This is a genomic window from Phormidesmis priestleyi BC1401 (assembly GCF_001650195.1).
In the GTDB taxonomy this organism is placed as follows: domain Bacteria; phylum Cyanobacteriota; class Cyanobacteriia; order Leptolyngbyales; family Leptolyngbyaceae; genus Phormidesmis_A; species Phormidesmis_A priestleyi_B.
Genome location: NZ_LXYR01000062.1, coordinates 1 through 24769 on the forward strand (window position 1 = coordinate 1; position 24769 = coordinate 24769).

The 24769-nt window shown below is 49.1% G+C and carries 24 protein-coding genes and 1 tRNA gene; 11 read left to right on the forward strand and 14 right to left on the reverse strand.

The features are described 5' to 3' along the window. The first annotated feature begins 118 nt into the window (after positions 1-118). On the forward strand, positions 119-436 hold the full coding sequence (locus A8707_RS29285) for a hypothetical protein (protein ID WP_197484955.1): 318 nt from the start codon (positions 119-121) through the stop codon (positions 434-436). 187 nt (positions 437-623) lie between these two features. Here the strand turns inward: A8707_RS29285 and A8707_RS21845 are convergent, their stop codons facing one another. Continuing rightward, positions 624-1511, reverse strand: coding sequence for an aspartoacylase (locus A8707_RS21845; protein WP_068819305.1), 888 nt, complete (start codon positions 1509-1511; stop codon positions 624-626). 612 nt (positions 1512-2123) lie between these two features. Beyond that, the gene (locus A8707_RS28535; protein WP_156518817.1) at positions 2124-2333 is read right to left on the reverse strand and encodes a hypothetical protein; all 210 of its coding nucleotides are present in this window, start codon (positions 2331-2333) and stop codon (positions 2124-2126) included. 229 nt (positions 2334-2562) lie between these two features. On the opposite strand from A8707_RS28535, the gene A8707_RS21850 reads away from it, so the two are divergent. From A8707_RS21850 to A8707_RS21875, 6 genes are all read left to right on the forward strand, one after another. Continuing rightward, positions 2563-3222 carry an HAD family hydrolase gene (locus A8707_RS21850; RefSeq protein ID WP_068819306.1) on the forward strand — a complete coding sequence of 220 codons (660 nt, stop codon included), beginning with the start codon at positions 2563-2565 and terminating at the stop codon, positions 3220-3222. A gap of 176 nt (positions 3223-3398) precedes the next feature. Then, positions 3399-4187 carry a TauD/TfdA dioxygenase family protein gene (locus A8707_RS21855; protein WP_068819307.1) on the forward strand — a complete coding sequence of 263 codons (789 nt, stop codon included), beginning with the start codon at positions 3399-3401 and terminating at the stop codon, positions 4185-4187. Between the two features lie 194 nt (positions 4188-4381). Beyond that, the gene (locus tag A8707_RS21860) at positions 4382-5629 is read left to right on the forward strand and encodes a sedoheptulose 7-phosphate cyclase (RefSeq protein WP_068819308.1); all 1248 of its coding nucleotides are present in this window, start codon (positions 4382-4384) and stop codon (positions 5627-5629) included. Next, the gene (locus tag A8707_RS21865; protein WP_068819309.1) at positions 5626-6435 is read left to right on the forward strand and encodes an O-methyltransferase; all 810 of its coding nucleotides are present in this window, start codon (positions 5626-5628) and stop codon (positions 6433-6435) included. Before A8707_RS21860 ends, A8707_RS21865 begins: the two co-directional genes overlap by 4 nt. A 230-nt stretch (positions 6436-6665) precedes the next feature. Continuing rightward, positions 6666-8021, forward strand: a complete 1356-nt coding sequence (locus tag A8707_RS21870; protein ID WP_068819310.1) for an ATP-grasp domain-containing protein — start codon at positions 6666-6668, stop codon at positions 8019-8021. A 2-nt stretch (positions 8022-8023) separates the two neighbouring features. Further along, a complete protein-coding gene (locus A8707_RS21875) occupies positions 8024-9055 on the forward strand; it encodes a D-alanine--D-alanine ligase family protein (protein ID WP_197484957.1) in 1032 nt (343 codons plus the stop codon). Positions 9056-9391: 336 nt separating this feature from the next. Here the strand turns inward: A8707_RS21875 and A8707_RS21880 are convergent. After that, positions 9392-9463: transfer RNA gene (locus tag A8707_RS21880), tRNA-Thr, on the reverse strand. A 137-nt stretch (positions 9464-9600) separates the two neighbouring features. Here A8707_RS21880 and A8707_RS21885 point away from each other — a divergent pair. Next, positions 9601-9879, forward strand: coding sequence for a DUF3493 domain-containing protein (locus tag A8707_RS21885; RefSeq protein WP_068819311.1), 279 nt, complete (start codon positions 9601-9603; stop codon positions 9877-9879). Between the two features lie 74 nt (positions 9880-9953). Here the strand turns inward: A8707_RS21885 and A8707_RS21890 are convergent, their stop codons facing one another. The 6 genes from A8707_RS21890 to A8707_RS21920 all read right to left on the reverse strand — a co-directional run bounded on the left by A8707_RS21890 (position 9954) and on the right by A8707_RS21920 (position 18740). Next, entirely contained in the window at positions 9954-10937 is a 984-nt protein-coding gene (locus A8707_RS21890) for an alpha-ketoacid dehydrogenase subunit beta (RefSeq protein ID WP_068819326.1), read from the reverse strand. A 162-nt stretch (positions 10938-11099) separates the two neighbouring features. Further along, positions 11100-11939, reverse strand: coding sequence for a histidine kinase (locus A8707_RS21895; protein WP_068819312.1), 840 nt, complete (start codon positions 11937-11939; stop codon positions 11100-11102). A gap of 244 nt (positions 11940-12183) precedes the next feature. Next, positions 12184-12714 (reverse strand): histidine kinase, encoded by a 531-nt coding sequence (locus A8707_RS21905; protein ID WP_068819314.1) that lies wholly within the window; start codon positions 12712-12714, stop codon positions 12184-12186. 621 nt (positions 12715-13335) lie between these two features. Further along, entirely contained in the window at positions 13336-14274 is a 939-nt protein-coding gene (locus A8707_RS21910; RefSeq protein WP_068819315.1) for a response regulator, read from the reverse strand. Then, complete coding sequence (locus A8707_RS29915) at positions 14274-17579, reverse strand: PAS domain S-box protein (RefSeq protein ID WP_068819316.1); 3306 nt, start codon at positions 17577-17579, stop codon at positions 14274-14276. Before A8707_RS29915 ends, A8707_RS21910 begins: the two co-directional genes overlap by 1 nt. Before the next feature lie 204 nt (positions 17580-17783). After that, on the reverse strand, positions 17784-18740 hold the full coding sequence (locus A8707_RS21920) for a YegS/Rv2252/BmrU family lipid kinase (protein ID WP_068819317.1): 957 nt from the start codon (positions 18738-18740) through the stop codon (positions 17784-17786). A 148-nt stretch (positions 18741-18888) separates the two neighbouring features. Here A8707_RS21920 and A8707_RS21925 point away from each other — a divergent pair, with 148 nt between their 5' ends. Continuing rightward, a complete protein-coding gene (locus A8707_RS21925) occupies positions 18889-19146 on the forward strand; it encodes a CRR7 family NDH-1 assembly protein (RefSeq protein ID WP_068819318.1) in 258 nt (85 codons plus the stop codon). Between the two features lie 31 nt (positions 19147-19177). On the opposite strand, the gene A8707_RS21930 is transcribed toward A8707_RS21925, so the two are convergent. Further along, positions 19178-19744, reverse strand: a complete 567-nt coding sequence (locus tag A8707_RS21930; RefSeq protein WP_068819319.1) for a DUF2854 domain-containing protein — start codon at positions 19742-19744, stop codon at positions 19178-19180. Between the two features lie 192 nt (positions 19745-19936). On the opposite strand from A8707_RS21930, the gene A8707_RS21935 reads away from it, so the two are divergent. Further along, positions 19937-20194 carry a hypothetical protein gene (locus A8707_RS21935; protein ID WP_068819320.1) on the forward strand — a complete coding sequence of 86 codons (258 nt, stop codon included), beginning with the start codon at positions 19937-19939 and terminating at the stop codon, positions 20192-20194. 9 nt (positions 20195-20203) lie between these two features. Here A8707_RS21935 and A8707_RS21940 read toward each other — a convergent pair whose 3' ends face one another. After that, positions 20204-20803, reverse strand: a complete 600-nt coding sequence (locus A8707_RS21940; protein WP_068819321.1) for a MiaE family protein — start codon at positions 20801-20803, stop codon at positions 20204-20206. A gap of 713 nt (positions 20804-21516) precedes the next feature. On the opposite strand from A8707_RS21940, the gene A8707_RS21945 reads away from it, so the two are divergent. Further along, on the forward strand, positions 21517-22428 hold the full coding sequence (locus A8707_RS21945) for a cation diffusion facilitator family transporter (RefSeq protein WP_068819322.1): 912 nt from the start codon (positions 21517-21519) through the stop codon (positions 22426-22428). A gap of 1 nt (position 22429) precedes the next feature. On the opposite strand, the gene rsmG is transcribed toward A8707_RS21945, so the two are convergent. The 3 genes from rsmG to A8707_RS21960 form a co-directional block, all read right to left on the reverse strand. After that, positions 22430-23173 carry a 16S rRNA (guanine(527)-N(7))-methyltransferase RsmG gene (rsmG, locus tag A8707_RS21950; protein ID WP_068819323.1) on the reverse strand — a complete coding sequence of 248 codons (744 nt, stop codon included), beginning with the start codon at positions 23171-23173 and terminating at the stop codon, positions 22430-22432. 10 nt (positions 23174-23183) lie between these two features. Further along, positions 23184-23855: an ABC transporter ATP-binding protein gene (locus tag A8707_RS21955; protein WP_068819324.1), complete on the reverse strand. Its 672-nt coding sequence runs from the start codon at positions 23853-23855 to the stop codon at positions 23184-23186. Positions 23856-24193: 338 nt separating this feature from the next. Beyond that, on the reverse strand, positions 24194-24769 hold a 576-nt coding region (locus tag A8707_RS21960), incomplete at its 5' end, for a transposase (protein WP_156518507.1).

Genomic DNA, 24769 nt, shown 5'->3' on the forward strand with positions numbered 1-24769 from the left:
GGTCTTGACCTCAACGCGTTGGGATCAATTCTGGAACAAACTGAATCAATACGGCTTTTCCGTTGCCCTCTAATAGTATCAAATAGAGGTCGCACCCCATTGAATTGAGTCGTTAACCATGAATACATCAGCAAAATTATTAACCGCAGCATTGGCAATCGCCGCTAGCGTTAGTGTTCCTAGAATTGCAGTGGCGCAAAATTGTAATTACTATGCAGGTCAAGCGTCTAATGGGAAACCGATCAATGTCGATCTGTGTTCGACTCAGAGAGTCAGCGATCGCAGTCTTGATTTTGTCTATTTCTTAGGCAGTGAGAAGATTTACAGTCAAGCTAACTGTCAGGCAGGAACTTGGACCACGTTTCCTGAAAAGACCGTCAGTCGTCCACAGTCTCAAGCAACTCAGACAATGCTCAACGCGGTCTGTCAAAATTGAGGACAAAATCAGACGAGAGCGACTCAAGCGTTTATCGTCGATCCTCCTTCGAATATCAGAGACTCACCCAACGGTCGGATTCTCTGCTCATTGAATGGTCAGACTGCTATTAACACCTATGGCGCTAAAGGAAACTGGTATTACACCGATGCGTGTGGACAAATGGGAATGATTCACTCTAGCCAAATTAGATTTTAGGGACGTTAATAGTCTGCTTTTGCGTCAAGGTTAACGCAATCCCTTTCTCGTAATAAGCGGCTTCGTTGATGAAGATGGGATAGACCGTTGATCTGCCCTCGTAAACGATCGTTTGCCCATCTAATCCTAAAAACATGGGATCGCCAGGGTTGAGCGGCTCATAGTCTCGCCCCTGCAAATCGGGGTGAATCATTGCCTGAATCTCTCCTGCTGCTCGGCGCGGATAGTCGATCGTGGCGATCGTTTCGTAAAGGGTGAGAGAACTTTCACCGATCGGATAAGTCCCTTGATTGCAGGTTTGCAGATAGTCCAGAATAGTGTGAATCAGTTCTTCTGTTTTTAGAAACCAATAAGCATCCAGTACGCCCTGAGCGATCGCGCCGACTTCAATCACCAATCCTAGATCACAGAGCGATCGTAGACCCGCACTTTCTGACTCAGGATGGGGCGAACAAACCTTCACAAGCGGATTGATCGAACTGACATAGCTGGCTAGCTGCAAACTTGCAGGGCTGCGATTTGCCAACAAAAGAGACAGTCCCATATTGGCGGTAGTGGAGTGTAAATCGATAATCACATCGACTTGGGCATTGCCTTTGGATCCGAGTTGTTGGGCGATAGTTTTTGCTTGTAGCGCCTCGTAGTCAGAGAGCGTGGAGTTTTGCAGATCTTGGGTCAGAAATGCTCGGTTCAAATCTTGATCGATATACCGACGTGCGGCAGCAAAGGCTTTTGGATTTGCGAGTAGCGTCAGTGTCTCAAAGCTCGATCGCTGCACCAGTTCTGGGTATTGCTCAAACTTTTTGATTAGATAAGCCCCCGTAAACTCATTGCCGTGAGTCCCGCCTACGATCGCGACGCGTTTAATTAGATTCATAGAGATGTTGGGGAAACAATGTTGTCGTACTGTTTGTTGACTTCTAGAAACCCCAAATCTAACTCATGGGAATCTTTTCAGACACCCGCCTCACCATGTCTGTCATCCTGAGTCATCGGCTGAAGACCTCTGAATCTGCTGTTAATTAGTGTGTTGAGACACTCACTCTCACTAGCTCCTGGGTTGACAATATTCGCTGATTAGGGTTTTTGGTTAACCATCTACTGGGAATGAACGTCATGCCAATAGAACAGCCTGTGAAGGTTGACTTCCTTCAGGATGTGCCTCCGCAGATTCTACCCAACTCGCCCCTTTTCTCCAGCTATCAATCAAGCTGGAGAAACTCCATCTCGCTCATTATCTTCAGCCAGCGTGGGAGTTACCTGAACTACAGAATCCTCAACACATCCTTGTGCTCCCCCTTGGCTACCAGTCTGTAGAAGTAAATTGGATTTCTGACGGTCGGTCGAGCCTCACACGGTTTGATGCGAATGACTACACCAGTGGTCGTATTCAAATATTTCCGGCTCATGTGCCTTGTGGTGGCTCGTGGAGTCAGAATGTTGAGTTTATTCACTTTTATTGAAAGTCAGCCTTCATTTCCCAAATCGCTTACGAGTCAATCAATAGACCTCCTATGAAAACACCTACTTCCTCTATGGCATAGTGGGTGTTTTCATAGGAGATCTGATAACAAACCCGCCATGTTTTTGGGGTAATCGCCGCGTGGGTCTCTCGTTCTCCAGAGTCGAGCCATGCCACAGGTTGAGATGCGCCAAATTGACCACCCACTCGATCGTGGGTCACAGTTTTCAGGCACATAACCTGCATAGTAGCCTCGCTGCCCAAAAGAACGTGATAATGGGCTAGAAATGCACGGGGCTTATTCTCGCAGTGGGAGACGCGATCGGGCAGTCCAAATGTTAGAGCTAGTCGGTTTAGAGGAGCGGACGCAATACTATCTGGTGCACTTCAATTCTCTCTAAAGATTGATTGAGTCTTTTTCGTCTCTCTTCTACACTTCAGCTTGCACAACTTATCTACAGAGAAAATGTCAGCAATCTTTTTTGGATCAATCGGCACGATCGCCGATACTTCCGAGATGCAAAGACAAGCCTTTAATCAAGCCTTTGCACTCCATAACTTAGACTGGCAATGGTCAAGAGAGGAATACGCGAGTCTTTTGGAGAAAAGTGGAGGGCAACAGCGCATTGAAGAATATGCAAAATCAATGGGGCAATCGGTTGATGCCGCCGCTATTCACCATTCTAAGTTTGAGATTTTTCAAAACGTTCTGCATGAAAAGCCGTTAGCGGCTCGTCCTGGTGTTGTAGACGTGATGCAAAGGGCAAAACAGAACGGGCTGAAGCTTGCTCTGGTGACAGGAACGTCAGAACAAAACGTGTTGTCCATGCTTGAGGCACTCCGCAGCGAGATTGATGCCAACGATTTTAATCTCGTCCTCAATGCTTCTAAAATAGAGCACCCTAAGCCTGCCAAGGATGCGTACGCGGTTGCCTTAAGAGAATTGAATCAAACGCCAGATAGCTGTGTGGCGATCGAGAACAATGTCGATGGGTTGGAGTCGGCAAAGGCAGCGGGGCTTGCTTGCATTGCCTTCCCTGATGAAAACACAGCACGTCACAATTTCAAGACTGCCGATCTTCAGGTGAGTCGGTTAGATTTTGAACTGTTGCAAAAATTTCTCTAAGGATCGTGAATTAAATAAGGTCGGTCATTGCAAAACGGGGTTGCCCTCATCCCCTCTTCTCCCCAGGGAGAAGGGGAACTAGAGGTTTGCTCCCTCTCCTTAGGGAGAGGGTTGGGGTGAGGGAGAATTCGGTTTTATTTAATCCACGATCTTAAGTCAATCCGTAGGAATCAGGCATGGACGCTACTTTGCAAAACCTTTCGCCTTTTGGTGTTGAAGTTGCAGGAATGCAAGTCAGCGAGGCGGCAGATCGCGATATTTCTAGTCTCAAGCAGTTGTTGGCAGAAAATGGCGTGGTCATCCTTCGGAATCAATCGATCGATGATGCTGAATTCGTCAGTTTTCTTAAGCGGTTGGGTGATCTTATGTTTACCGCAGGGGAAAAGCCTGTCCCGCATCAACCCTGGTTAAATCTTGTGAGCAATGTAGGGCGCGATCGCACCCCCAGAAGCGTTTTTCACACCGATACGAGCTATGTTGTTAAGCCGCCTGCCTACACAGCGCTAAAAGCGATTTTACTGCCTGAATGTGGGGGCGAAACTCTGTTTTCTAATCAGTATTGTGCCTTTGAAACGCTGCCGACTCGGGTAAAAGAGAAGCTATCAAACGCGACTGTACTCCATCTCGCTTCTGGCGTGAAGCTAGACGCTGATCAAGAAAGCCAAGCTTGGCATCCCTTATTTCAGCGACATCCTGTTTCTGGAAAGACTGCACTTTTTCTATCGACACCAGAGCGATGTCAAGTGATTCAAGGATTGACCTTAGCAGAGAGTCAGCGAGCGATTCGTCTACTCTACAAACATTCGATTCGCCCCCGCAGGCTTTATCGGCACGACTGGCAAAACGGCGACATTGTGATTTGGGATAATCGCTGTACGATGCACCGTGCGGATCACGCGAAAGTCATCGGCGATCGTGTGCTTCATCGTGGTCTTATTGCCAGCGAGATGGGCGATAAAACGTGATGGTTTTGAGTATCTTAAATCGATCGCACTTGAGGGTTCGTTTATTGTGAGGCAACGCTGCTGCCGATCTCAGTGCTCATGTTTCAGACTGAATGTGAGCTGAAAACAAACGGCTCAAGTGTGATTCAAAGAACTCGAAATTACTATGAAAAACCTGTTAAGTTATGTAAACGTCAAGCTACTGGGAAAGACACATGGGTAACGTTCAGGCAACTTTTAGAGCGACAGAAACAGCGTTCCATGTAGAAGGGTACGAGAAGATCGACTTCAGTCTACTCTATGTAGAGGGAGCCTTTGCGATCGAGAATTCTGAGATTGCCGAGAGCTATCGTCAGTTTGGGCGCTGCTTAATGGTGGTTGATGCAACGGTTTATGGTTTATATAGTAAACAGATTCAGCATTACTTTAAGCATCACCAAATCGATCTAAAAGTCTTTCCAGTGACCATTAAAGAGACAGACAAAACGCTGCGGACATTTGAGCAAATTATTGATGCGTTTGCTGACTTTGGGCTGGTGCGTAAAGAGCCAGTGCTGGTCGTAGGTGGCGGTTTGACCACTGATGTCGCTGGTTTTGCCTGTGCCACTTACCGTCGTCGCACAAACTATATCCGAGTCCCGACGACGCTAATTGGATTGATCGATGCCAGCGTAGCGATTAAAGTTGCAGTCAATCACGGCAAGCTGAAAAACCGATTGGGTGCTTATCATGCCTCCCAAAAGGTAATCCTAGACTTCTCTTTTTTGAAGACGCTGCCCGTTGACCAAGTGCGAAACGGGATGGCAGAACTGATTAAGATTGCTGTGGTTGCTAATCGCGAAATCTTTAGTTTGCTGGAAGAGCATGGTGAGGCATTACTCAAGACTCGGTTTGGCTATTTGAACGGTACGCCTGAGCTGCAACAGGTGGCGCATCAGATCACGTATGGCGCTATCAATACCATGCTCAGTCTAGAAGTTCCCAACCTGCACGAGTTGGATCTCGATCGCGTCATCGCCTATGGTCATACTTGGAGTCCGACGCTGGAGCTAACTCCCGACGTGCCGATGTTTCACGGTCACAGTGTCAACATCGATATGGCATTCTCAGCAACGATTGCTCAACAACGGGGCTACATTTCGATTGTCGATCGCGATCGCATCTTGGGTTTGATGAGTCGAATTGGGTTAGCGATCGATAGTCCTTATCTAACCTCTGAGCTGCTGTGGAAAGCGACAGAATCGATCAGTCGGACACGGGATGGATTAGTCCGTGCAGCCGTGCCGATGCCCATTGGCAGTTGTCATTTTATGAACGATCTTACTCGATCGAATTTGGAGCAACACCTCGCGACTCACAAAGAAATATGTAGCCACTATCCACGAGGAGGTGAGGGAGAAGAGATGTATCTTTCCTCTAGTGCTCCAATGGATGCCCCAATCTCAGCCGGAGTGCAGGCATGACCCCTAGACCTGTGACACCAGTCGGGATTTTGGCGGCTAAGTTAGAGTTTCTGAATCAGCAAATAGGAGCTTTGGAGAGCGTCGATCCTGAAGTCAAATCTGAATTAAGTCGAGCCTGGGAGTTGGCGAGAGGGTTAGATCCTTACATCAGCAGTTGCACAACGCCAGAATCGCCCGCGTTGGCATCCCTTGTGCAACGCACCCAAAGCGAAGACTGGAGCCAACGATCGGCAGATGGTGAGACAGTGCAGCCCTTGGAGCAGGAAATGCTATCGGGGCATGTAGAAGGGCAAACGCTCAAGTTTTTTGTGCATTTGACTCAAGCAAAGCGGGTGCTAGAAATCGGAATGTTTACGGGATACTCGGCGCTGGCAATCGCGGAAGCATTACCGCAAGACGGACAGATTGTTGCCTGTGAAGTTGATCCATTTGCAGCAGCGGTCGCGCAAGCGTGTTTTGCTCAATCTCCTGATGGGCACAAGATTCTGGTTAAGGTTGCTCCAGCGCTGGTTACGCTGAAACACTTAGCGGATGCAGATGAGACGTTTGATTTAGTGTTCATTGATGCTGATAAAGCAGGATATATAGACTATCTAAATATCTTGCTAGACAGTTCTTTGCTCGCGAAGAATGGCTTAATCTGTGTAGACAATACGTTGATGCAGGGACAACCTTACCTGTCAGGTGAAGGCACGGCGAATGGGACTGCGATCGCGGCTTTTAACCAAGCTGTCGTTGATGATCCTCGTATTGAACAAGTTTTGCTGCCATTAAGAGATGGTCTAACGTTGATCCGCCGAGTTTAGAGAGAGTAGGGTGGTGAGCATCCCAATTGTGCGTCAAAGTCTTTCTGCCCTTACCCTAGCCCTCTCCTGGGGGAGAGGGAACAAGAAGTCTGGCTCCCTTCTCCTTAGGGAGAAGGGTTGGGGATGAGGGCGATCCAGGTATTTTGCACAATTGGGATGCTCCCGTAGGGCGGGTTGCGATTTGCCCTACTCACCCTGCTAGATTCATCAGATTTAAAGCGAGTTTAACAATGGGTGTTGATCACACAAATGACGATCGGGTACAAGCTTCTTTGAAAACAATAGGGACTCTTGCCCTACTGCTTTTAGTTCTTCCGCTAAACCTTGCATTGACCACGATCGCGCTCCTCAGAGCGATTCTAATTAAGCCTTTTCAGCGTCGAACAATCGCGGCTCACTCTAAAACTGTCTTAGTTAGCGGTGGTAAAATGACCAAGGCATTGCAGCTAGCCCGATCGTTTCATCGGGCAGGGCATCGGGTCATCTTAGTAGAATCCTACAAATATTGGTTAACAGGGCACCGTTTTTCTTGGGATGTCGATCGATTTTATACAATTCCCAAGCCAGATGCGACAGAATATATTGATGCACTTCTAGAGATTGTGCAACAAGAAGCTGTCGATGTTTATGTCCCGGTTTGCAGTCCAGCCGCGAGCTACTATGATGCACTAGCAAAAAAGGTGCTTTCAGCCTACTGTGAAGTCCTGCATAGTGATCTAGCTGAGGTTCAGCAATTAGATAACAAGTATGAATTTTCAGCGATCGCAGCATCCTTGAATCTCTCTGTTCCTGATTCCTACTGCATTACAGATTCGCAGCAAGTGCTGGACTTTGATTTTTCCAAACACTCTCAAAAATACATTCTCAAAAGTATTCCCTATGACTCGGTACGACGGCTAGACTTGACACAGCTTCCTTGTGATAGCTATTCAGAAACCAAGGCATTTGTTCACGATTTGCCTGTTTCTAAAAACAATCCTTGGATTATGCAAGCCTTTATTCCAGGGCAAGAATACTGCACTCATAGTACGGTGCGAGATGGAGAACTGCGGATGCATTGTTGCTGTCGATCGTCAGCGTTTCAGATTAACTACGAGATGGTCGAGCATCCGACGATTGAGGCATGGGTCAGAAAATTTGTAGGCAGTCTGCATCTGACTGGGCAAGTTTCTTTTGATTTTATTGAGGCAGCAGATGGATCGATCTACGCGATTGAGTGTAACCCTCGCACTCATTCAGCCATTACGATGTTTTACAACCACCCAGATGTCGCAAAGGCTTATTTAGAGCAAGAGCCTTTAGCGACTGCGATTCAGCCCCTAGAGTCGAGTCGTCCGACCTACTGGATTTACCATGAAATTTGGCGGTTACTGACGCATTTAAGTTCACCTAATCAAGTTCGGCAACGAGTACACATTATTGTCAGGGGCAAAGACGCGATTTTTGACTGGGCTGATCCGCTTCCCTTTTTGATGGTTCACCATGTGCAGATTCCTTGGCTATTGCTGGAGAATTTGCGGCAGTTTAAAGGATGGATTCGGATTGATTTTAACATCGGCAAACTCGTAGAACTGGCGGGGGATTGATCATGGTACTTCGGGTTTTGCACCTAGTGGGTTCTGCGGTCAGTGAGTTCTACTGTGACTTGTCACGTCTCTATGCAGAGGATTGTTTGAAGTCCAATGCAGACGCAGCCCTGTACGAGTTTTACATTGCTTACGTCACGCCCGATCGCCAATGGCGGTTCCCAAAATCATTGACGAAAGCTGCGATCGCGGCTGCACATCCCATGCCCCTAGCTGAAGCGATTCAAATCCTAACAGCGCTCAAACTAGACGTGATGCTGCCCCAAATGTTTTGTGTTCCGGGTATGACTTCTTACAGAGCCTTGTTTGATTTGCTAAACATTCCCTATGTGGGCAACCAGCCAGACGTGATGGCGCTGACCGCAAACAAGGCAAAAGCAAAAGCTGTGGTGGCGACAGCAGGGGTGAAGGTGCCTTCAGGAGAGCTACTTCGTCTCGGATCTCTTCCTACGCTGACCCCTCCAACGGTCGTTAAGCCCGTAAATGAAGATAACTCTCTGGGCGTGGCGTTTGTAAAAAATGTTTCTGAGTATGGGAGTGCCTTACAAACCGCTTTTACTTACGCTGATCAGATATTAGTCGAAACCTTTGTTGAACTTGGTCGGGAAGTCAGATGTGGTGTCATTGAAGATCAGGGGAAATTAATTTGTTTGCCATTAGAAGAATACGCAATGGACAAACACAAGCAACCGATTCGGCAACACGAAGACAAGCTCAAGCGAGATGAAAAGGGAGACTTGGGGATGGTCGCGAAGGGAAATGCCAAAGCCTGGATTGTTGATCCCAGTGATCCGATGACTGCAAGAGTTTGGGAAGCGGCTCGGAACTGCCACATAGCACTAGGCTGTCGCCACTACAGCCTGTTTGATTTCCGCATTGACCCGAACCGCCAGCCCTGGTTTTTAGAAGCAGGACTATACTGCTCTTTTGCTCAAACCAGCGTGATTTCCGAGATGGCAAAAGCGGCAGGAATTCCATTAAGCCAACTCTTTCAGAACATGTTGAACAGCGCTTTAACACCTGCCAAGAAATAACAATCGTCGTCAAAAACCCGACAGAAAAATAGGTATCTATGCCGCGCGTTCTGGTGCCCCTCGTTTCCCATAGCATCAACGGCATTGCTGACTGCAAGTATGAACCGTCCTCCTTACGAAGTGGGGCAAAGCCCTCACCAACCCTTCTCTTTGGGCAGAAGGGAGCTAAAGATCTTGTCCCCTCTCCACTTGGGAGAGGGCTAGGGTGAGGGTCAATCTGGAAATTATAGCTACCGCCACATAGGTTAGGACAGGGACATTTTTGGCAGCACGCGAAGCACACTACCAAAAATGTCCTAAGCAAAGTGGCGATGGCTATATCAGACAGACAAAGAAAGCCGATGGCGAGATTTGAACTCGCGACCTATCGATTACGAATCGATTGCTCTACCACTGAGCCACATCGGCAACACGATTTGAAAGTATAGCAGAATTGATGATCTTCTGTCACAGCGTTTGCTCGATCGCACCTGATTTTCTCGACAACGCCCGATCGCTGCAAACTCATGTCACGATACTCTCAGACCTCACGCACCTAAATATCAATGCCAGACTCTAAACCCAAGCGTCTAACCCTCAAGCAAACTGACCCCGAAAAATATGCTTACCTGATAGCAGAAGCAAAAGCTCCTTATCGCGGGTTGAGGAAGTTTATTTATGGGGCATTTGGAGCCTCAGGCGCGATCGGGGCGGCGGTCTTCTTGGCGCAGATTTTGGCAGGTCGCGAGGTTGAGACGGCTCTCCCAAACTTAGCGGTTCAGATCGGGGTGATTGCCTTAATGATCTGGCTATTTCGGATTGACAAAGCAGGTCAAAAATCTTAATGGTAAAGGTCAACCGTCGCAGTAACCTATTGGACTCAACCAATAATTTTTATACGATCGGCTGCACCCATTCATTAGACTTTCACAGCTACCATCTTCCGAACAGCTTCGATAATTTGCTGAGGTTGCACGATCGTCAGATTTTCCATTGCGCCGTTATAAGGCGTAGGAATATCTTGAGATGACAATCGCAGCACGGGAGCATCGAGTTCGTCAAAGAGTCGATCGTTAATGGAAGCCACAATTTCGGCACCGATGCCGCCCGTTCTCATACATTCTTCGACCACCATGACGCGGTGAGTTTTGCGAATGGATGCCCCGATCGTCTCAAAATCTAACGGTTTGAGTGACAGCAGGTCGATCACTTCTGGGTCATAGCCTTCTTTCTCTAACGTCTTGACGGCTTGCATGACGTGGTGACGCATTCGAGAATAAGTCAAAATCGTCACGTCTTCGCCTTTACGAACCACTTCTGCCTTGTCGAGCGGCAACACATATTCACCGTCTGGCAGGTTTTCTTTGAGATTGTAGAGAAGAACGTGTTCAAAAAACAGGACGGGATTATCGTCTCGAATCGCTGCTTTGAGAAGCCCCTTTGCGTTGTAAGGAGTCGAACACGCGACAATCTTTAAGCCAGGAACCGCTTGAAAATAGGCTTCTAAGCGCTGAGAATGTTCGGCACCTAGCTGCCGACCGACTCCACCCGGACCGCGAATCACCATCGGAATCTTAAAGTTTCCGCCCGACGTGTAGCGCAGCATTCCAGCATTGTTGGCAATTTGGTTGAACGCCAGCAATAGAAAGCCCATATTCATGCCTTCGATGATCGGGCGCAACCCAGTCATTGCGGCTCCAACTGCCATGCCCGTAAAACTATTTTCAGCGATCGGAGTATCTAACAGCCGCAGATCGCCATATTTTTTATAGAGATCTTTAGTGACTTTATAAGAGCCACCATAGTGACCAACATCCTCACCCATCACCATCACAGTAGAGTCCCGCGCCATTTCTTCATCAATGGCTTCTCGAAGGGCGTTGAAGAATAGGGTTTCTGCCATTGCTTTCTCTAAACGTTGCATCAGACTACCTATTTTAGAGGAGGTTGAGCGATTGCGAAAGTCCATGAGGATGAGTAGGCGAAAAAACGGGGACGCAGAACCTTCCAAATGGGTTCTTTCGCTCCCGTCATCGCGCTTTGAACTAAGCCAATCCGATATCCGTTATGGTTCGTCCCGATCAATGTCAATTCGTTTGGTTGGAGGGATGTCTGCGATCGGGCTTTTTGCAGTCTCTTTATCGCCGTCTCTTAATGAGTCGGTTGCCTGCTTGAGTAAATCTCTTAACAAACTGCGAACCTGCCGCTCTCTTTTAGCTAAAGCACTTCCGGCTTCGCCCAGTTTATCTTCCAGTTCGCTGACTTTTTGATCTGCCTGCTCTTTGGCAACTTCTGCCTTAGGACGAGCTTGCTGATACCAGGTTTTGGCATCCTCTAGATGATCTTGGGCACGATCGTAATAAGCCTCACTGCGAGCTGCCAAGTTTGCTCTCAAAATTGCCGCTTGGGTTTGAAGTTGAGCGTAGCGTTTTTTCAACAAAGCCACTTCCTCGCTGTTGCGAATGGTGTCGATCGTTTGCTCGATCTGTTCTCTGACTTCGGCTGACATATCCTGACTGGCTTCTTTCAGCCCTTCTAGACCTTCTTCAACATCTTTATCGAGTTGATCTTCTTCTTGATCAAGTTGAGCCTGAAGGCGCTTAACCTCTGCCTCCGTTTCGCTGATCTTGGTCTGCTGCGCTCGGCTGATGCCGTCAATCACGCCTTCAATTGAAGCTGTTACATCATCTTTGAGATGTCCGCCACTCTCTTGAACGCCCGAAATCGCTGATGTAAATGCGTCTTTGACCAACGATCGTAGCTCACTAGAACCCGTTTTTAACTCTGATGCAACTTGAGAAACTGCAGCCTGCACGATTTCCCGAATCCGATCGGTGCGAAGCTGTCCGACCTCTTTTGCTTGCTTTAAGTCTGTTGAAATCTTCTCTTTGACAGGATTAGACATGATTAACTCCAATATAAAGCTATGGGTGTGTCACCTTGAAGGCTTGCTAATCTGGTCTTTAGCTATAATCCTTAACTCAAGTTTGCTAGAGATAGCCAAGATTTACCTCTCTCTTTGGGTCAAAAAAGAGACCCATAAAAATCGGCTCCCAACGTTGATTGGAAACCGATTAGATAAGTGGCGTTGATATTAACAGAACGCGCTAGCAGAAAACAGAACTATCCAAGTTGTAACCAGCTTTGAGTTAGAACTGAAGTCCAACTCCAGCGCTGCCGCTCAATGAACCAGCACCACTGCCTTGATAGGCGTTGATGCCATACTTCAGATCACTGTAGACAACAACCCCTTTTGCAACTTGAGACTCTATCCCAGCCGTCAACACGGCTGAATCTTTGTTACCAACTTGAGAAGAGCGATCGTTGTTTTGCACAAAGGAATAACCGGGACCGAAATAGGCGTTTGTTTTGCTGTTAATCGGCAGATCGTAAGTCAAGCTAGGAATCACAGCACTATTGTCTCCGGTGAACACCACCGCGCCTCTGACAGAAACAGGTGCGCCAGGGACTGCAAAGCGACCTTGGATATTGCCACCCAGCACAGCCGCATCGTTATTGCGTCCGCCGTTGGTGAATCCTCCCGTAATACCTGCACCGACATAGCTTCCATCAAAGCGGACAGGTTGAGCAGACGCAGACCCTGCACCCAAGAAGGCAGGAGCGAGAACGAGTGCAGAAAGCGCAGAAAGGGTTGAGAGAGATTTAAGAGAGAGTTTCATTTTCGGTTCTCTGAGTACTTAGTTTTGGATGTTTCTCTTACGGTTAAAGTCGTAAGAATGGGTTGATTTGTTCCTAAGAATTCTAATGATTTCTAACAGGTTGAGGGCTTATTAATAAGTCTTAAAAGCTCTGAATTTGTGAGTAGAAACCTTTAGATTCTCTAATCAGGAACTTAGAGTTGTTGTCTTCGTTGATGAAGTAGCTTCTCTATATCTCAGTTGTAATCTGTGAGTTTATAATCGTGAATTAAGGATGGTCTGTTTGCGAAGTGTCACATAAAAAGTAGAATGCATCAATAGTTTTTAGTCAACTATAAAATCTTCATCTTCTGTCAATAAAAATTGCCAAAACAACGCTATTAACTCTTACTTTTTATAGAGATAACCATACGCAGATACTTGAGAGCAAGGGGCTTAAGCCCCTTGTTACTTCGACAGCAATATAGCGTCCTCATACAATTTTGTAGTGCTTTATCATCAGAGAGGCTTTAATGCTTCTTACAGCAAACAGAGTGCTGATTCCTGAAAGGTACATCGCTATCCCGTTTAACAAAACGCTATGCTCACTCTCTATAAGATGATTCTGCACGGTGTTTTGTTTCCCATTCCGCTCAAATTTCTTTAGTCGATCGTGCAAATGCGATCGCGATCGCGCCCTTCTGCCTTCGCCTGATAGAGAGCTTTATCGGCTGCCATAATCAACTTCTCAGGGCTATTGTCTTGGTTCGGTATCGTCGTCACCACCCCTAAGCTGACTGTGACGATCGCAGTCACCTTAGAATTAACGTGAGCAATCTCTAACCTCTTGATACCCACTCGAATATCATGAGCTACTTGAATCGCCCCAGCCTGCTCAGTGTTGGGCAAAATCACTGCAAATTCTTCACCGCCATAGCGGGCAGGAAGGTCGATCGCCCGTTTTGCCGCCCTTTGAATGGCTTGAGCCACTTGCCGCAGGCAATCGTCGCCTGCTTGATGCCCATAGGTGTCGTTATAAGACTTAAAGCAGTCAATGTCGCACAAAATCAGTGAGAGGGGCAATTGCTCTCGCATCATGCGCTGCCATTCATTGTCTAAATATTCATCAAAGCGGCGGCGATTTGCAACCTGTGTTAGGCTGTCCACCGTGGCAAGGCGCTGAAGCTCAAAGTTAGCTTGTTCAAGCTGCTGGTAAAGTCTAACTTGCTGAATCAATCGGCGGACTCGCTGTCGCAGCACCGCCCAGTGCACTGGCTTTGTGATGTAGTCAACTGCCCCGGCTGCAAACGCTTGATCTACAGAGTCTTGGTCTTCAAGCCCTGTGATGATTAAGACTGGAGTGGGAGTGGTGCTTTGCAATTGTTGAATGCGCGCACAGCAAGCAAAGCCATCCATAGTCGGCATAATGGCATCGAGCAGCACGATATCGGGTCGCAAGCGAGAAAAAATTGCGATACAACTCGCGCCATCGATCGCTTCTACCACCTGATAGCCTTCTTGCTCCATTGCTTGACGCAAGCCCATGCGAGTGACTTTGTCATCGTCTGCAATTAAGATCAGAGGCGGAGTGTGGAAAGACATTATCTCTGACACTGCTGGATTTCTAGTTGAAGCGAGGCTTTGACGCGATCGTATTCCACCTCTAGTTGGTGCACTTTTGCGACGATATTGTCTAGATTTCCCATTTGAGCTACCTTCTCTAACTCCTGGCAGCACTCAGATAAGTGAGTTGCGCCCAACACAGCACTGGTTGACTTGAGGGTATGCGCGGTCTGCTGAAGCGCAAGCAGGTCTCCAATTTGAGCCGATGTTTGAATGATTTGAACGAGTTCTACAGCATTGGTTAGATAGCTGCGAATGACTTCTATCAGCAATGTGCCATTATTACCTGATAACCCTCGAATGTCTCGCAGCGCGTTTGCATGAATGGCAGTTTGAATGGAAATAGAAGCGGCAACCTGAGCCGCGCTTGAGTAAGCGGTGCCGTTTGTAGACGGCTGAGATAAAACAGGCTTCTGACTAGTCAACGGTTGGCACTTGTCAAGAGCACGCATCAGTGCCTCGATCCGAATCGGCTTGCTGAGATAATCGCTCATTCCAGCGTTGAGACAGATTTGGCGATCTCCCTCCATTGCATTGGCGGTCATCGCAATCACTTGAGGACGGTCGCCCACTTGCCATTCTTGACAGATGCGCTCTGTGGCGGTCAATCCGTCCATTTCTGGCATTTGCACATCCATTAGCACTACGTCATAAGTTTGCCGGCGCAGCGCCTCCAGCACTTCTAACCCATTCCCCGCAATGTCGGCTCGATATCCCAATCGCTGAAGGAGGTGCATCGCCACTTTTTGGTTGACCACATTATCTTCGGCTAAAAGAATTCGTAGGAGATGAGGGGCAGCGCTGGCAGATTGCTGAGTAGCAGAATCCGAAGATTCTGAGCAAGAAGGAGAGAGCCGATCGACCGCAAATGCCCGATTAGACCCTGAGCGATCGTGAGGCAAATCACCCGTCGTCTCAACCACTTCGACACTAAGGCTAGTGACGATCGTGAAGCAAAACATTGAACCTTGAGGAGCCTCTGCACTCGCGGCGCGTAGTCCACTCAGCTTTCGGTAGTAGGAAGGACAATCTCCGCCGATCTGACCGTGGCTCTCAACCCACATCCGTCCGCCCATCAACTCACTCAGGCGCTTGCTGATTGCCAGCCCTAGCCCTGTACCACCATATTGTCGGCTCGTTGAAGAATCGACTTGGCTGAAAGATTTAAATAGTCGTTCCATGCGATCGGGTGGAATGCCAATTCCGGTGTCTTCTACTGCAAACTGCACTTCATAGACAGGAGATTGGGATGGGGACTTTGAAGGGTGAACTTTAGAATCAGATCCTTTATCGGGCAGTTGGCGGGCGTTGACTTGAACGACAATCTGCCCCGCGTCTGTAAACTTGATGGCATTGCTCAGGAGATTGACCAACACTTGCCGCAGCCGAGTTACATCTCCTAAAATCACAGACGGAACGTGGGGAGACACCTGATAGGACAACTTTAAGGTCTTCTCGGCAGCTTTGGCAACTAAGAGGTCGATCGATTCCCCGATGCAGGCTTGAAGATTAAAGGGCTGCTGTTCTAATTCTAGTTTGCCCGACTCGATTTTTGAGAAGTCTAGAATTTCGTTAATGATCGTCAGCAGCGTGTCGCCGCTGGTGCGAATCGTCTCGATAAAGTCGCGCTGCTGGTGAGTTAGCTTCATATCTAACAGCAAGCCCGTTAAACCGATCACCGCATTCATCGGAGTGCGAATCTCGTGGCTCATCGTTGCCAGAAACTCGCTTTTAGCGCGATTTGCCGATTCTGCGAGTCGTTTGGCTTTTTCGAGGGCAAAGTTCTGCTCGGTGAGTTTCTCTCGTTGCAGCGTTTCTTGCTTGAGCAACCGCGCTTGAGCGAGGGCAATGCCGACTTGATCTGCCACCGCTTCTAACAGTTCAATTTCGTCCTCGCTCCACTGTCGAAGATCGTCACACTGATGCAAGCCAATCACGCCGTTGGGTTCACCTTGATAAGAGGTGCGAACGGTCAGCATTGACTTGAGGCGAAGCTGTTGACAGAGATTGGCAACTGGGGTGAGCAGTGGATCAGTGTTGACATCGGGGGACGCGATCGCCCGATCGTGCGCCAATAGCGCCTCGGTATAGGGATTGCCGCTAATCGGGATCTCGGCATCTGACACCGATTCACAGCCCGGTTCTAAATATTCAGCGACGCGCGGAATTTGGGGAAAAGAGGCACCTAGTTGAGATAGCTCAAATCCAGACAGAAGCGCGTCTTCAGGCGTGATTACATAGGCGTGAATTAGACAGCGGTTGGCGCGAAATGCCCGTCCGACCTGAGTTGCAGTGGTTTGCACAATCTGCTGACTGTCTAAACTTTGACGAATTTCTTGGGTGATTTGCTTGAGCAAGAGCGTGCGCTGGAACTGTCGTTGCAGGGCATCTTCAGTCCGTTTGCGCTCGGTGGTGTCAGTTTGCACCCCAATGTAGTGAGTCAAACGCCCCTCAGCGTCTCGCACGGGTGAAATAGATAGCTCATTCCAGAACAGTCTGCCATCTTTGCGATAGTTTCGCAGGTTCACTACACAATCTGATCCCACTTTAATGGCACTGCGGAGGTGTTCGAGGGCAGGCTGATTGGCTTCGGGTCCTTCTAGAAAGCGTCCGTTTTTGCCTAACACTTCATCGGCGGTGTAGCCCGTCATCCGCTCAAACCCTGGGTTGACATAGATCATGGGATTATCAGATAACCGCGCATCGGTGATGATGATGCCGTTGCTGCTAGCGCTGATCGCCCGCTCAAGCAGTCTGAGTCGAATCTCAGCTTGTTTTGCCTCTGTGATGTCTCGACAGACGCAGATAAAGCCGTCTTCGGTCAACGTCAGAGACACTTCCTCAAAAAACGTGCTGCCGTCTTGACGTTTGGCGATCGCTTCACCCCGCCATTGCCCGTTTTGTTTTAACAAGGGAATGACATCACGTTCTAGTCGAGAAATTTCGGCAGCGTAATACAGCTCATGCCAAACCTTACCCACTAATTCTTGACTGCTGCCACAGCCAAACAGTCGCGCTAGAGCGTCGTTGACGTAGAGAAATGTCCCGTGGTTATCAAAAATAGCGATTCCATCCATCGCTGCCTCAACGGCGACTGACTGACGGCGCAGCGCTTCGGCGTGTTCACACTGAGGAGGAGCGCTCGACGAATGGGTCAAAAAGCTAGTCTTCAGCAAAGACTGCCGCTGCCTTCGACGAATAATCGCCCCAAGGACGGTAATGTTGCAAAGCGCTGCGATCGCGTTTGCAGCCCCAAAAGCCCACTCGACATTTACTGAAAGCATTCAACGGTGATCTCTATGGATGACTGACCCGGAACTTCAAGCCTCTACCCCATTTTTCCACACAGTCGGAGACGATCGAGAAGAGAAGCGACTTGAAAGCCAATTCTTCTATCCCAATGCGTTGACCATCTAACCCATCAGGATTTTATAGTGACTTATCAGTTATAGTGCAGTTTCTCCAGGTCAGTATCCACTCAATCTCCGTTAATCTTTTGTTTCGATCACTAGATGGGGAAGTCCTTCAAGTTTTTCGCTCGGTGCCTCTTCTTCGACGATCGGCACAAAAATCGTCAGCCCTGCCGGGATGCACTTAATCTCGATCGGGGTCGTTCCAATCATTTCCCCATCCACCACAACTTTTTGAGGAGGCACGGTGGTGATTTTAAACTGCTTTGCCCGCAAATAGCCGATGTCATCGCGATCGGTGGGGTTGCCTGACAAAGCGGACTGAAATAAATGATAGGTTGCAGCGAGCGCTCCTGCTTTGGTAGCGGGGGCGACGATCGTTAAGTCTAGTAGCCCGTCATCGGTGACTAGCCCAGCCGGACCTTGAGCCAAAACAGAGGTGGGAGGAGCCGCGTTTGCCACCGTTAGAGCGCACGCTTCAACCGAAATAATTCTGTCCTCTGTCTCAATTTCTGCCTCAAAGCGCTTCATATTCCGCAACGCTTGAAAGCCTGCTAAAACGTAAGCCATCATGCCAAACCGATTCTTTGCTTCTCGATCTGCCAATTCGACTGCCTCTGCTTCAAAGCCGATTCCAGCTAACAGCACCATCGGCTGACCGTTGCACAACGCGACATCCACAGTTTTGGTATGGCCATTCAAAATCGTCTCACAGGCAGCCTCGATCGTGGTCGGAATGTCCAACGCATTCGCGAAGGCATTGGCGGTTCCTCTCGCAATCACGCCCAAAGGGATTCCTGTGCCAATCAGGGCGTTCGCTGCCGCCGACAGAGTGCCATCTCCACCGGATGCAATCACCGCATCAACTCCGTGCTCAACCGCCTGCCGCGCTAGCTCATCTGCCCCCACTTCTGGGGTGGTTTGGACGACCTCTAAATCAAGATCAGCGAGTAGCGATCGAATATGCTCTAAATCAAGGTTAGGATCGCTGTGACCTGCAACGGGGTTGAAAATCAGGCGGGCGGAACGAAGCATAGCGTCTATTAACCTGTGGAGTATTGATATCTTCCTTGATAACACTGCTTTTGGGTCAAAATCTCTCACTCATGGGGGATCTCGACTGATTCTTGCGTCTATCTTTATCTGTAAATGACACAATAGTTGGTGAGTGATAGGAGCCACTATGCCAGATTCTCTAATGTATCAAGAAGACCATTTTGTGGTGTTAGAAACCGCTCAACCAGAGCAGTTTTTGACAGCAGCCGAGATGTTAGAAAAACTCCGATCGATTTTGTCACAGCATCAAGACAACTTGCCTAGAGACTTGCAGTCTCTGCCGACCATTCAAGAGCAGGCAAAACATTTACTCGATACTGCCTGTGAGCTAGACGTTGGATCGGGAGACTATCTTCAGTGGTATGCGGTGCGACTGGAGAAATGAAGGTTAAACTCGGTTTTAGCCAACTCAACATTCAAGTCTCTGATGCAGGTGTCTCAGGAGTTGAAATGATCGCCACCTCGACCCGATCGGGATCTGGGTTATCTAACCCAACTTTCACATGAGGACCGAAGAAAGTCGTCATTTTTTCCTGCTTTGTCTTCCAGGTCTCAAAGGGGACAAGCAGCGACTCAAAATTTAGAACTAGGGTATACGCCCCGTCCACTTCGGTTTCTCGCACCCCTCTCAAGATGGGGCGCTCATCGTCTGTCGGGCTTAACCCTAAATGAGCCAGAGAGTCATCTAAGTGCGCTTCTTGCCCATAGCGAAAGCGAGTGACATCTTTGAGAATTTGAGTCTGGGTAGGAGTGGCTTGCGTTTGCCGGAGTTCTAAAACTGCTGGCGGCGTTGGCTCCATCAGCGGCACAGGTTCTAGCTCAGATGCTTTAAGTGCCAACCCTCCTAGTAACAGAGGAATGCCGTAAAAAAAGCCAATCAGGTTGAGGGTCGAATAGTCTAGAAAGTAGGCAGCAAACCCGACAATTGTTAACACTCCACCGACCACCAAGCCGACAACCGCTAAAGAAATTCGACGTAACATAGGGTTTATCTGCTCACATAATGTCTCACTCCTAATTATTACTGGTTGCGAGCATTCTAACGAGGTCTACGATCGAGAAAACTCTGATTCGATCGCCCGATAATTCTCAAAAACCTAGCCGTATTTGCGCTGGTAGAGGTATCGAATCTTACTGACATACGAATTAGTCCATTTTTAACTGGAGCCACGATCGTGTCGAACAACGAAGGTCATCGCGTTCCTCAAAAAGAATCGGTGACCGATCAGATTGACTCTCTCAAAAAAGAAGATGAAACGCTTTACAGCATTTTGGCAGTAGATGTGTGGGCGCTGGCAAAAACAATGGAAGAGTTTCATCCTGGTTTTTGGGCAGTGTTTATGAAGAACCGGGAAAAAGCACTCAAACGCTTCATGAGTGAGGTGGTGCAAAAGAAGCCCTCCGATCTGCGTCGCCCTCCGTTTTTGCGATGACCGCCCCATCTAACTGTGAATTCTGGGTTGCGGATGCAGCGCCGCTAACAAGTCACTTTCAGCCTGGGCTAATAGTTCGAGCCGTTGGGTCAATGCCGATCGCTCAAAATAAGTGTCTGCCAACGTCCAATAAGCGCCATAGTGACGCGCCTCGGATGCCATCAAGCTTCGATAAAAACGGGCGAGGTCAGGCTCTGGGCAGTGAGTTCCTAGCAAGCCCAAGCGCTCGTGACTGCGGGCTTCGATTAGCCCCGACACGAGCAGAGAATCAAGGAGCCGATCGGGTTCATCGCGACGAATATGTTTTGCCAAACCTGACCCATAAGGCGGAGCAGCGAGGGGAGCTAGAGGAATATTGCGCCGCTCTAAAATCTGGTTGACTTGCTCAAAGTGCTGCAATTCTTCTTGAGCGATCGCGGTCAAAGTTCTGACCAACTTCGCGTTGGAGGGATAGCGAAACATCAGATTTAACGCCACTCCAGCCGCTTTGCGCTCGCAGTGAGAATGATCGAGCAAAATAGTGTCTAGATTTGCAAGCGCCTGCTCAACCCAAGCTGAAGAGGTGGGCTGTCGCAAAAATTTGATGGTTGGCAGCGTCGAAGACCCCACAGAAAACCCCGCGATTTAGTCGGCATCTGCAAGTTTAGCGTTTTCCCGTAGACGAAACACACCCCAAATAACGAAGGAACGCGGATTAGATAACTCATCGGCTTTATTAAATCCACGATCCCAAGAATGGGAATTCAACCTGCGGAGAGTCTCGATCGTGTCTTGAAGGATTAAATCATTGGGCAGAACACTGGGTGAATTTTCCACACGTTTGTTCCAAACCTGTAAATAACTACTACTAAATGGATCTTGAACAATAGACCTCCTGCACGAATCCTTCGCCCTCACCCTAGCCCTCTCCCTAAGGAGAGGGAACAAGAGGTTTTAGCGCCCTTCGCCGTGGGGAGAAAGGTTGGCGAGGGCTTGCCCCACTTTGTGAGGAGGGCTGTCCAGATTCGCGCAGGAAGTCTCATTAAAGAAGCAGGGCACGATCGACGGAGCGTTTCAGAAAGCTTTGAGGCAGAGCCGAGTTAAGTCCGATCGTAGACGTAGAGCATCTCAGTTTGGTGCGTCGTTATTTGGCAGCATTTCCGCCATCGCAGGATCTATCCTTTTTCTAGCTACGGTGTTTCCGATCAAACCTCCGACCTGCAAAAATCGTGGCAAGAGTTTCAGCAAAGCGATCGAGCCGCCCTGTCAAAAGGCGCAGGATAGACAGAACCTCTGAGCAGACGTTCATATATAATAAGCACACTGTTACTTCATCCTCGTCAATGGCACATTCTCACTCTCATAACCACCATGACCACGGGCAGCCTAGCTATAATCGCGCTTTTATCATTGGCATTGCGCTGAATGCTGGATTTGTCGTCACCGAAGCAACGTTTGGGGTTTTAGCTCACTCTCTGGCGCTGCTGGCTGATGCAGGTCATAACTTGGGCGATGTGCTGGGGCTTGTGCTGGCATGGAGTGCAAGTTGGTTAGTTCGGATGCGCCCAACTCAGCGCTATACCTATGGGCTGCGGCGTTCTTCAATTCTGGCGGCACTTCTCAATGCCATGATTTTGCTGGTGGCGATCGGAGGAATCGCGATCGAAGCCATTCAGCGATTTAGAGATCCCGTCCCGGTGAGTGGAGGCATCGTGATCGGGGTCGCACTCGTCGGCATCGTCATCAATGGCATGACGGCACTGCTCTTTATGTCGGGTCGAAAGCACGACTTAAACCTGAGAGGAGCCTTTCTGCACATGGTATCGGATGCGGTGGTGTCGCTGGGGGTGGTGCTGGCTGGGATCGCAATACTCGCAACAGGCTGGCTCTGGTTTGACCCGGTAATTAGTCTGGTGATCGTCGCCGTTATCTTCGTGGGCACCTGGAATCTGCTGCGCGACTCTACCAATCTGGCGCTGGATGCTGTGCCTCAAGGCGTTGAGCCGCTTGCCATTCGCACCTACCTAGCTGAAACTCCAGGAGTCGCTGCCATTCACGATTTGCACATTTGGGCGATGAGCACGACTGAAACAGCCCTGACTGCCCATTTAGTCATGCCCAGTGGGTGCCCAGACGATGCCTTTCTTGCCAGAATTGGACGAGAGTTGCACGATCGCTTCGATATTGAACATACGACGATTCAGATAGAAACGGGTGATTCGCTATTGTGTGCTCAAAAATCTTGCTGCGGGTGAGCTAGAGCGGATCTTGAGTCGGGATGCCGATCGTGCGAGGAAACATCGTTGAGGTAGTGGCGATTTTGCGGAGATAAATGCAGTGGCGAGTGCTGTGAGTGAGCGGAGTCACAAAGGCATCGGTTGCCTCGATCGTGCCTCCCAACTGCTCGACTGCGACAGCTAACCCTTGGGCTTCTTCGTCGGTCCACTGTCCTCGATAGAGAATGGCAAGTCCGCCCACTTTGAGCAACGGCAGCGTATATTCAGCGCAAACCGAGGCAGTCGCAACAGCGCGAATCAGCCCTAGATCGTACTGTTCGCGATGATGTCGATCGTGCCCGATCTGCTCGACGCGATCAACCGCCGTTTTGATGTTTTCTAGCTTTAGAGTGTCTACCGCACTTTGGACAAAGCTAATTTTTTTACGCGTCGAGTCGAGCAGCGTGACCTCCCAATCAGGTCGGACGATCGCAACAGGCACCCCCGGAATTCCAGCACCTGTGCCGATGTCGATCGCCCGAAAAAGAGACGGGGGAGATGGGAGCAACCGCGAAATTCCCCGTAGAGAATCCCACAGGTGCTTTTCCCAAAACTCGGAGGGTTCTGTAATTCGGGTCAGGTTGAGTTGACGATTGCTTTCTAAAATCAACTCATAAAAGCTTTGAAACTGGGCGTGTTGACCTGCTTCAGGCTGCCAGTTCATCGTTTCTTGCCACAAATCAGCCAGGTCTGGCAACGTGGGTCGGTCTTCTTCATCCTTCATCCGTCGTCCTTTAAGAAATAAGCTGCGGTTCACCGGATGCTTTTAGCGTTTCGGGTTCCACTGCGGTGAGTTCTCCGTGGTTCAGAGTCCAGCATTGATCGGCGATCGCCAACATGTCGCCCGCATCGTGCGATACAACCAGCAGATTCCAGTGCGCCTTCAACTTGGCTAACAGGCTCACCAACTGTTGGCGCATAGACCAGTCTAACCCTGCGGTCGGCTCATCGAGCAGCAAAATGCTGGGTTGACGAATTAACTGCACCGCTAAAGCGAGGCGGCGCTGTTGCCCCCCACTCAGCGAGTGAGGCGAGGTTTGCAGCGATAAGCGATCGAGTCCCACTTCTGCCAGGGCTTCATGAATTCGCTCTGATTTAATTTCAGGATGACCGAGCCGCAACTCTTCTAGAATGGTGCCGCCGCAAAAGTGTCGCTCTGGAAACTGAAAGACCAACCCGCTCAACTGCTGCAAGTGAAGGAACGTCAGTTCTTGTTCTCTCCAAAAAATCGTGCCACTGGTTGGCTCTGCCAATCCCGCTAAGATTTCTAACAGCGTACTCTTTCCAGAACCACTGGCTCCCACGATCAGCCCCAGCTTTTGAGGGGCAATATCTAAGTTGATCGCGTTCAAAATCGGGCTAGGGCTGGCGGTGGGATGGTAAGACAAATCTCGGAGATGGAGCATTCAGGGAATTGCTAAGCAAGGTGGACTGGACAGGCTTTCAAAACTTCGTGGGTAGAACACGCTTCCCAACCATGACAGAGAATGGGACTATGACCAGTCTACCCAGATCCGATCGATCTGATCTGAAAATCATCAGATCTGAGTTCTATTCGTTGATTCGATATTCAGATGAATTCTTGGTTAGATGAATTTATGACTCACGATATCTGTTTTAGTAGAGCACTCATCTGTCAATGGTTCGGACAATTTTAGGCAGCGATAGAGCCGTAGGACAGTAGGGTTGGATAGTTGGGGTGAGATTTAATCGCAGTCGGCTCCAAGCAATACTTCGGACAGTTTTAGGCGGCGATAGTGCCGTAATCGCAAAGGGTTGAGTAGTTGGGATGGGATTTAATCAAGCTTGGCTCCAAGTCTAAGGTGGCAATAAATCGTTCAAGTAGGTGTTGATTGAGGGCACGACGCTTAACGCTTGCCATTGAGAATACAAATGGGTCTTGACCGGTGTGCTGGGGATGCGCGTCGAACTTCGCTAGATTGAGGGCGGTAAAACTGGCATTGAAATGAAAGTCCAACTTCAAGAGGTCACGGGCTTGACAATCACTCAGACCCGTAAACTGCTTGGCATCGCGGAAGAGAAATTCAATCCCGAAGCGCAATTTATAGAACTGAATAATCTGCTTGGGGGCTTGCTCAACATCGGTACTGAACAGCAGGCAGGTGCGGACTCGGTTCGGAACGCGACGGTCAACTAGGTAGGCGACTCGAATCTCCCGCTTCAAGGAGACGTGCCACAATCGGGCAGTGTAGAGGTCAACCTGGGGTTGCACGGTTTCCACAAAGGTGAAGTGACTGAGGTCTGTCAGGTCAACTTTGCCGTCGTACTTGCGCGGTCTGCCTCGTTGCTTCTGCACCCC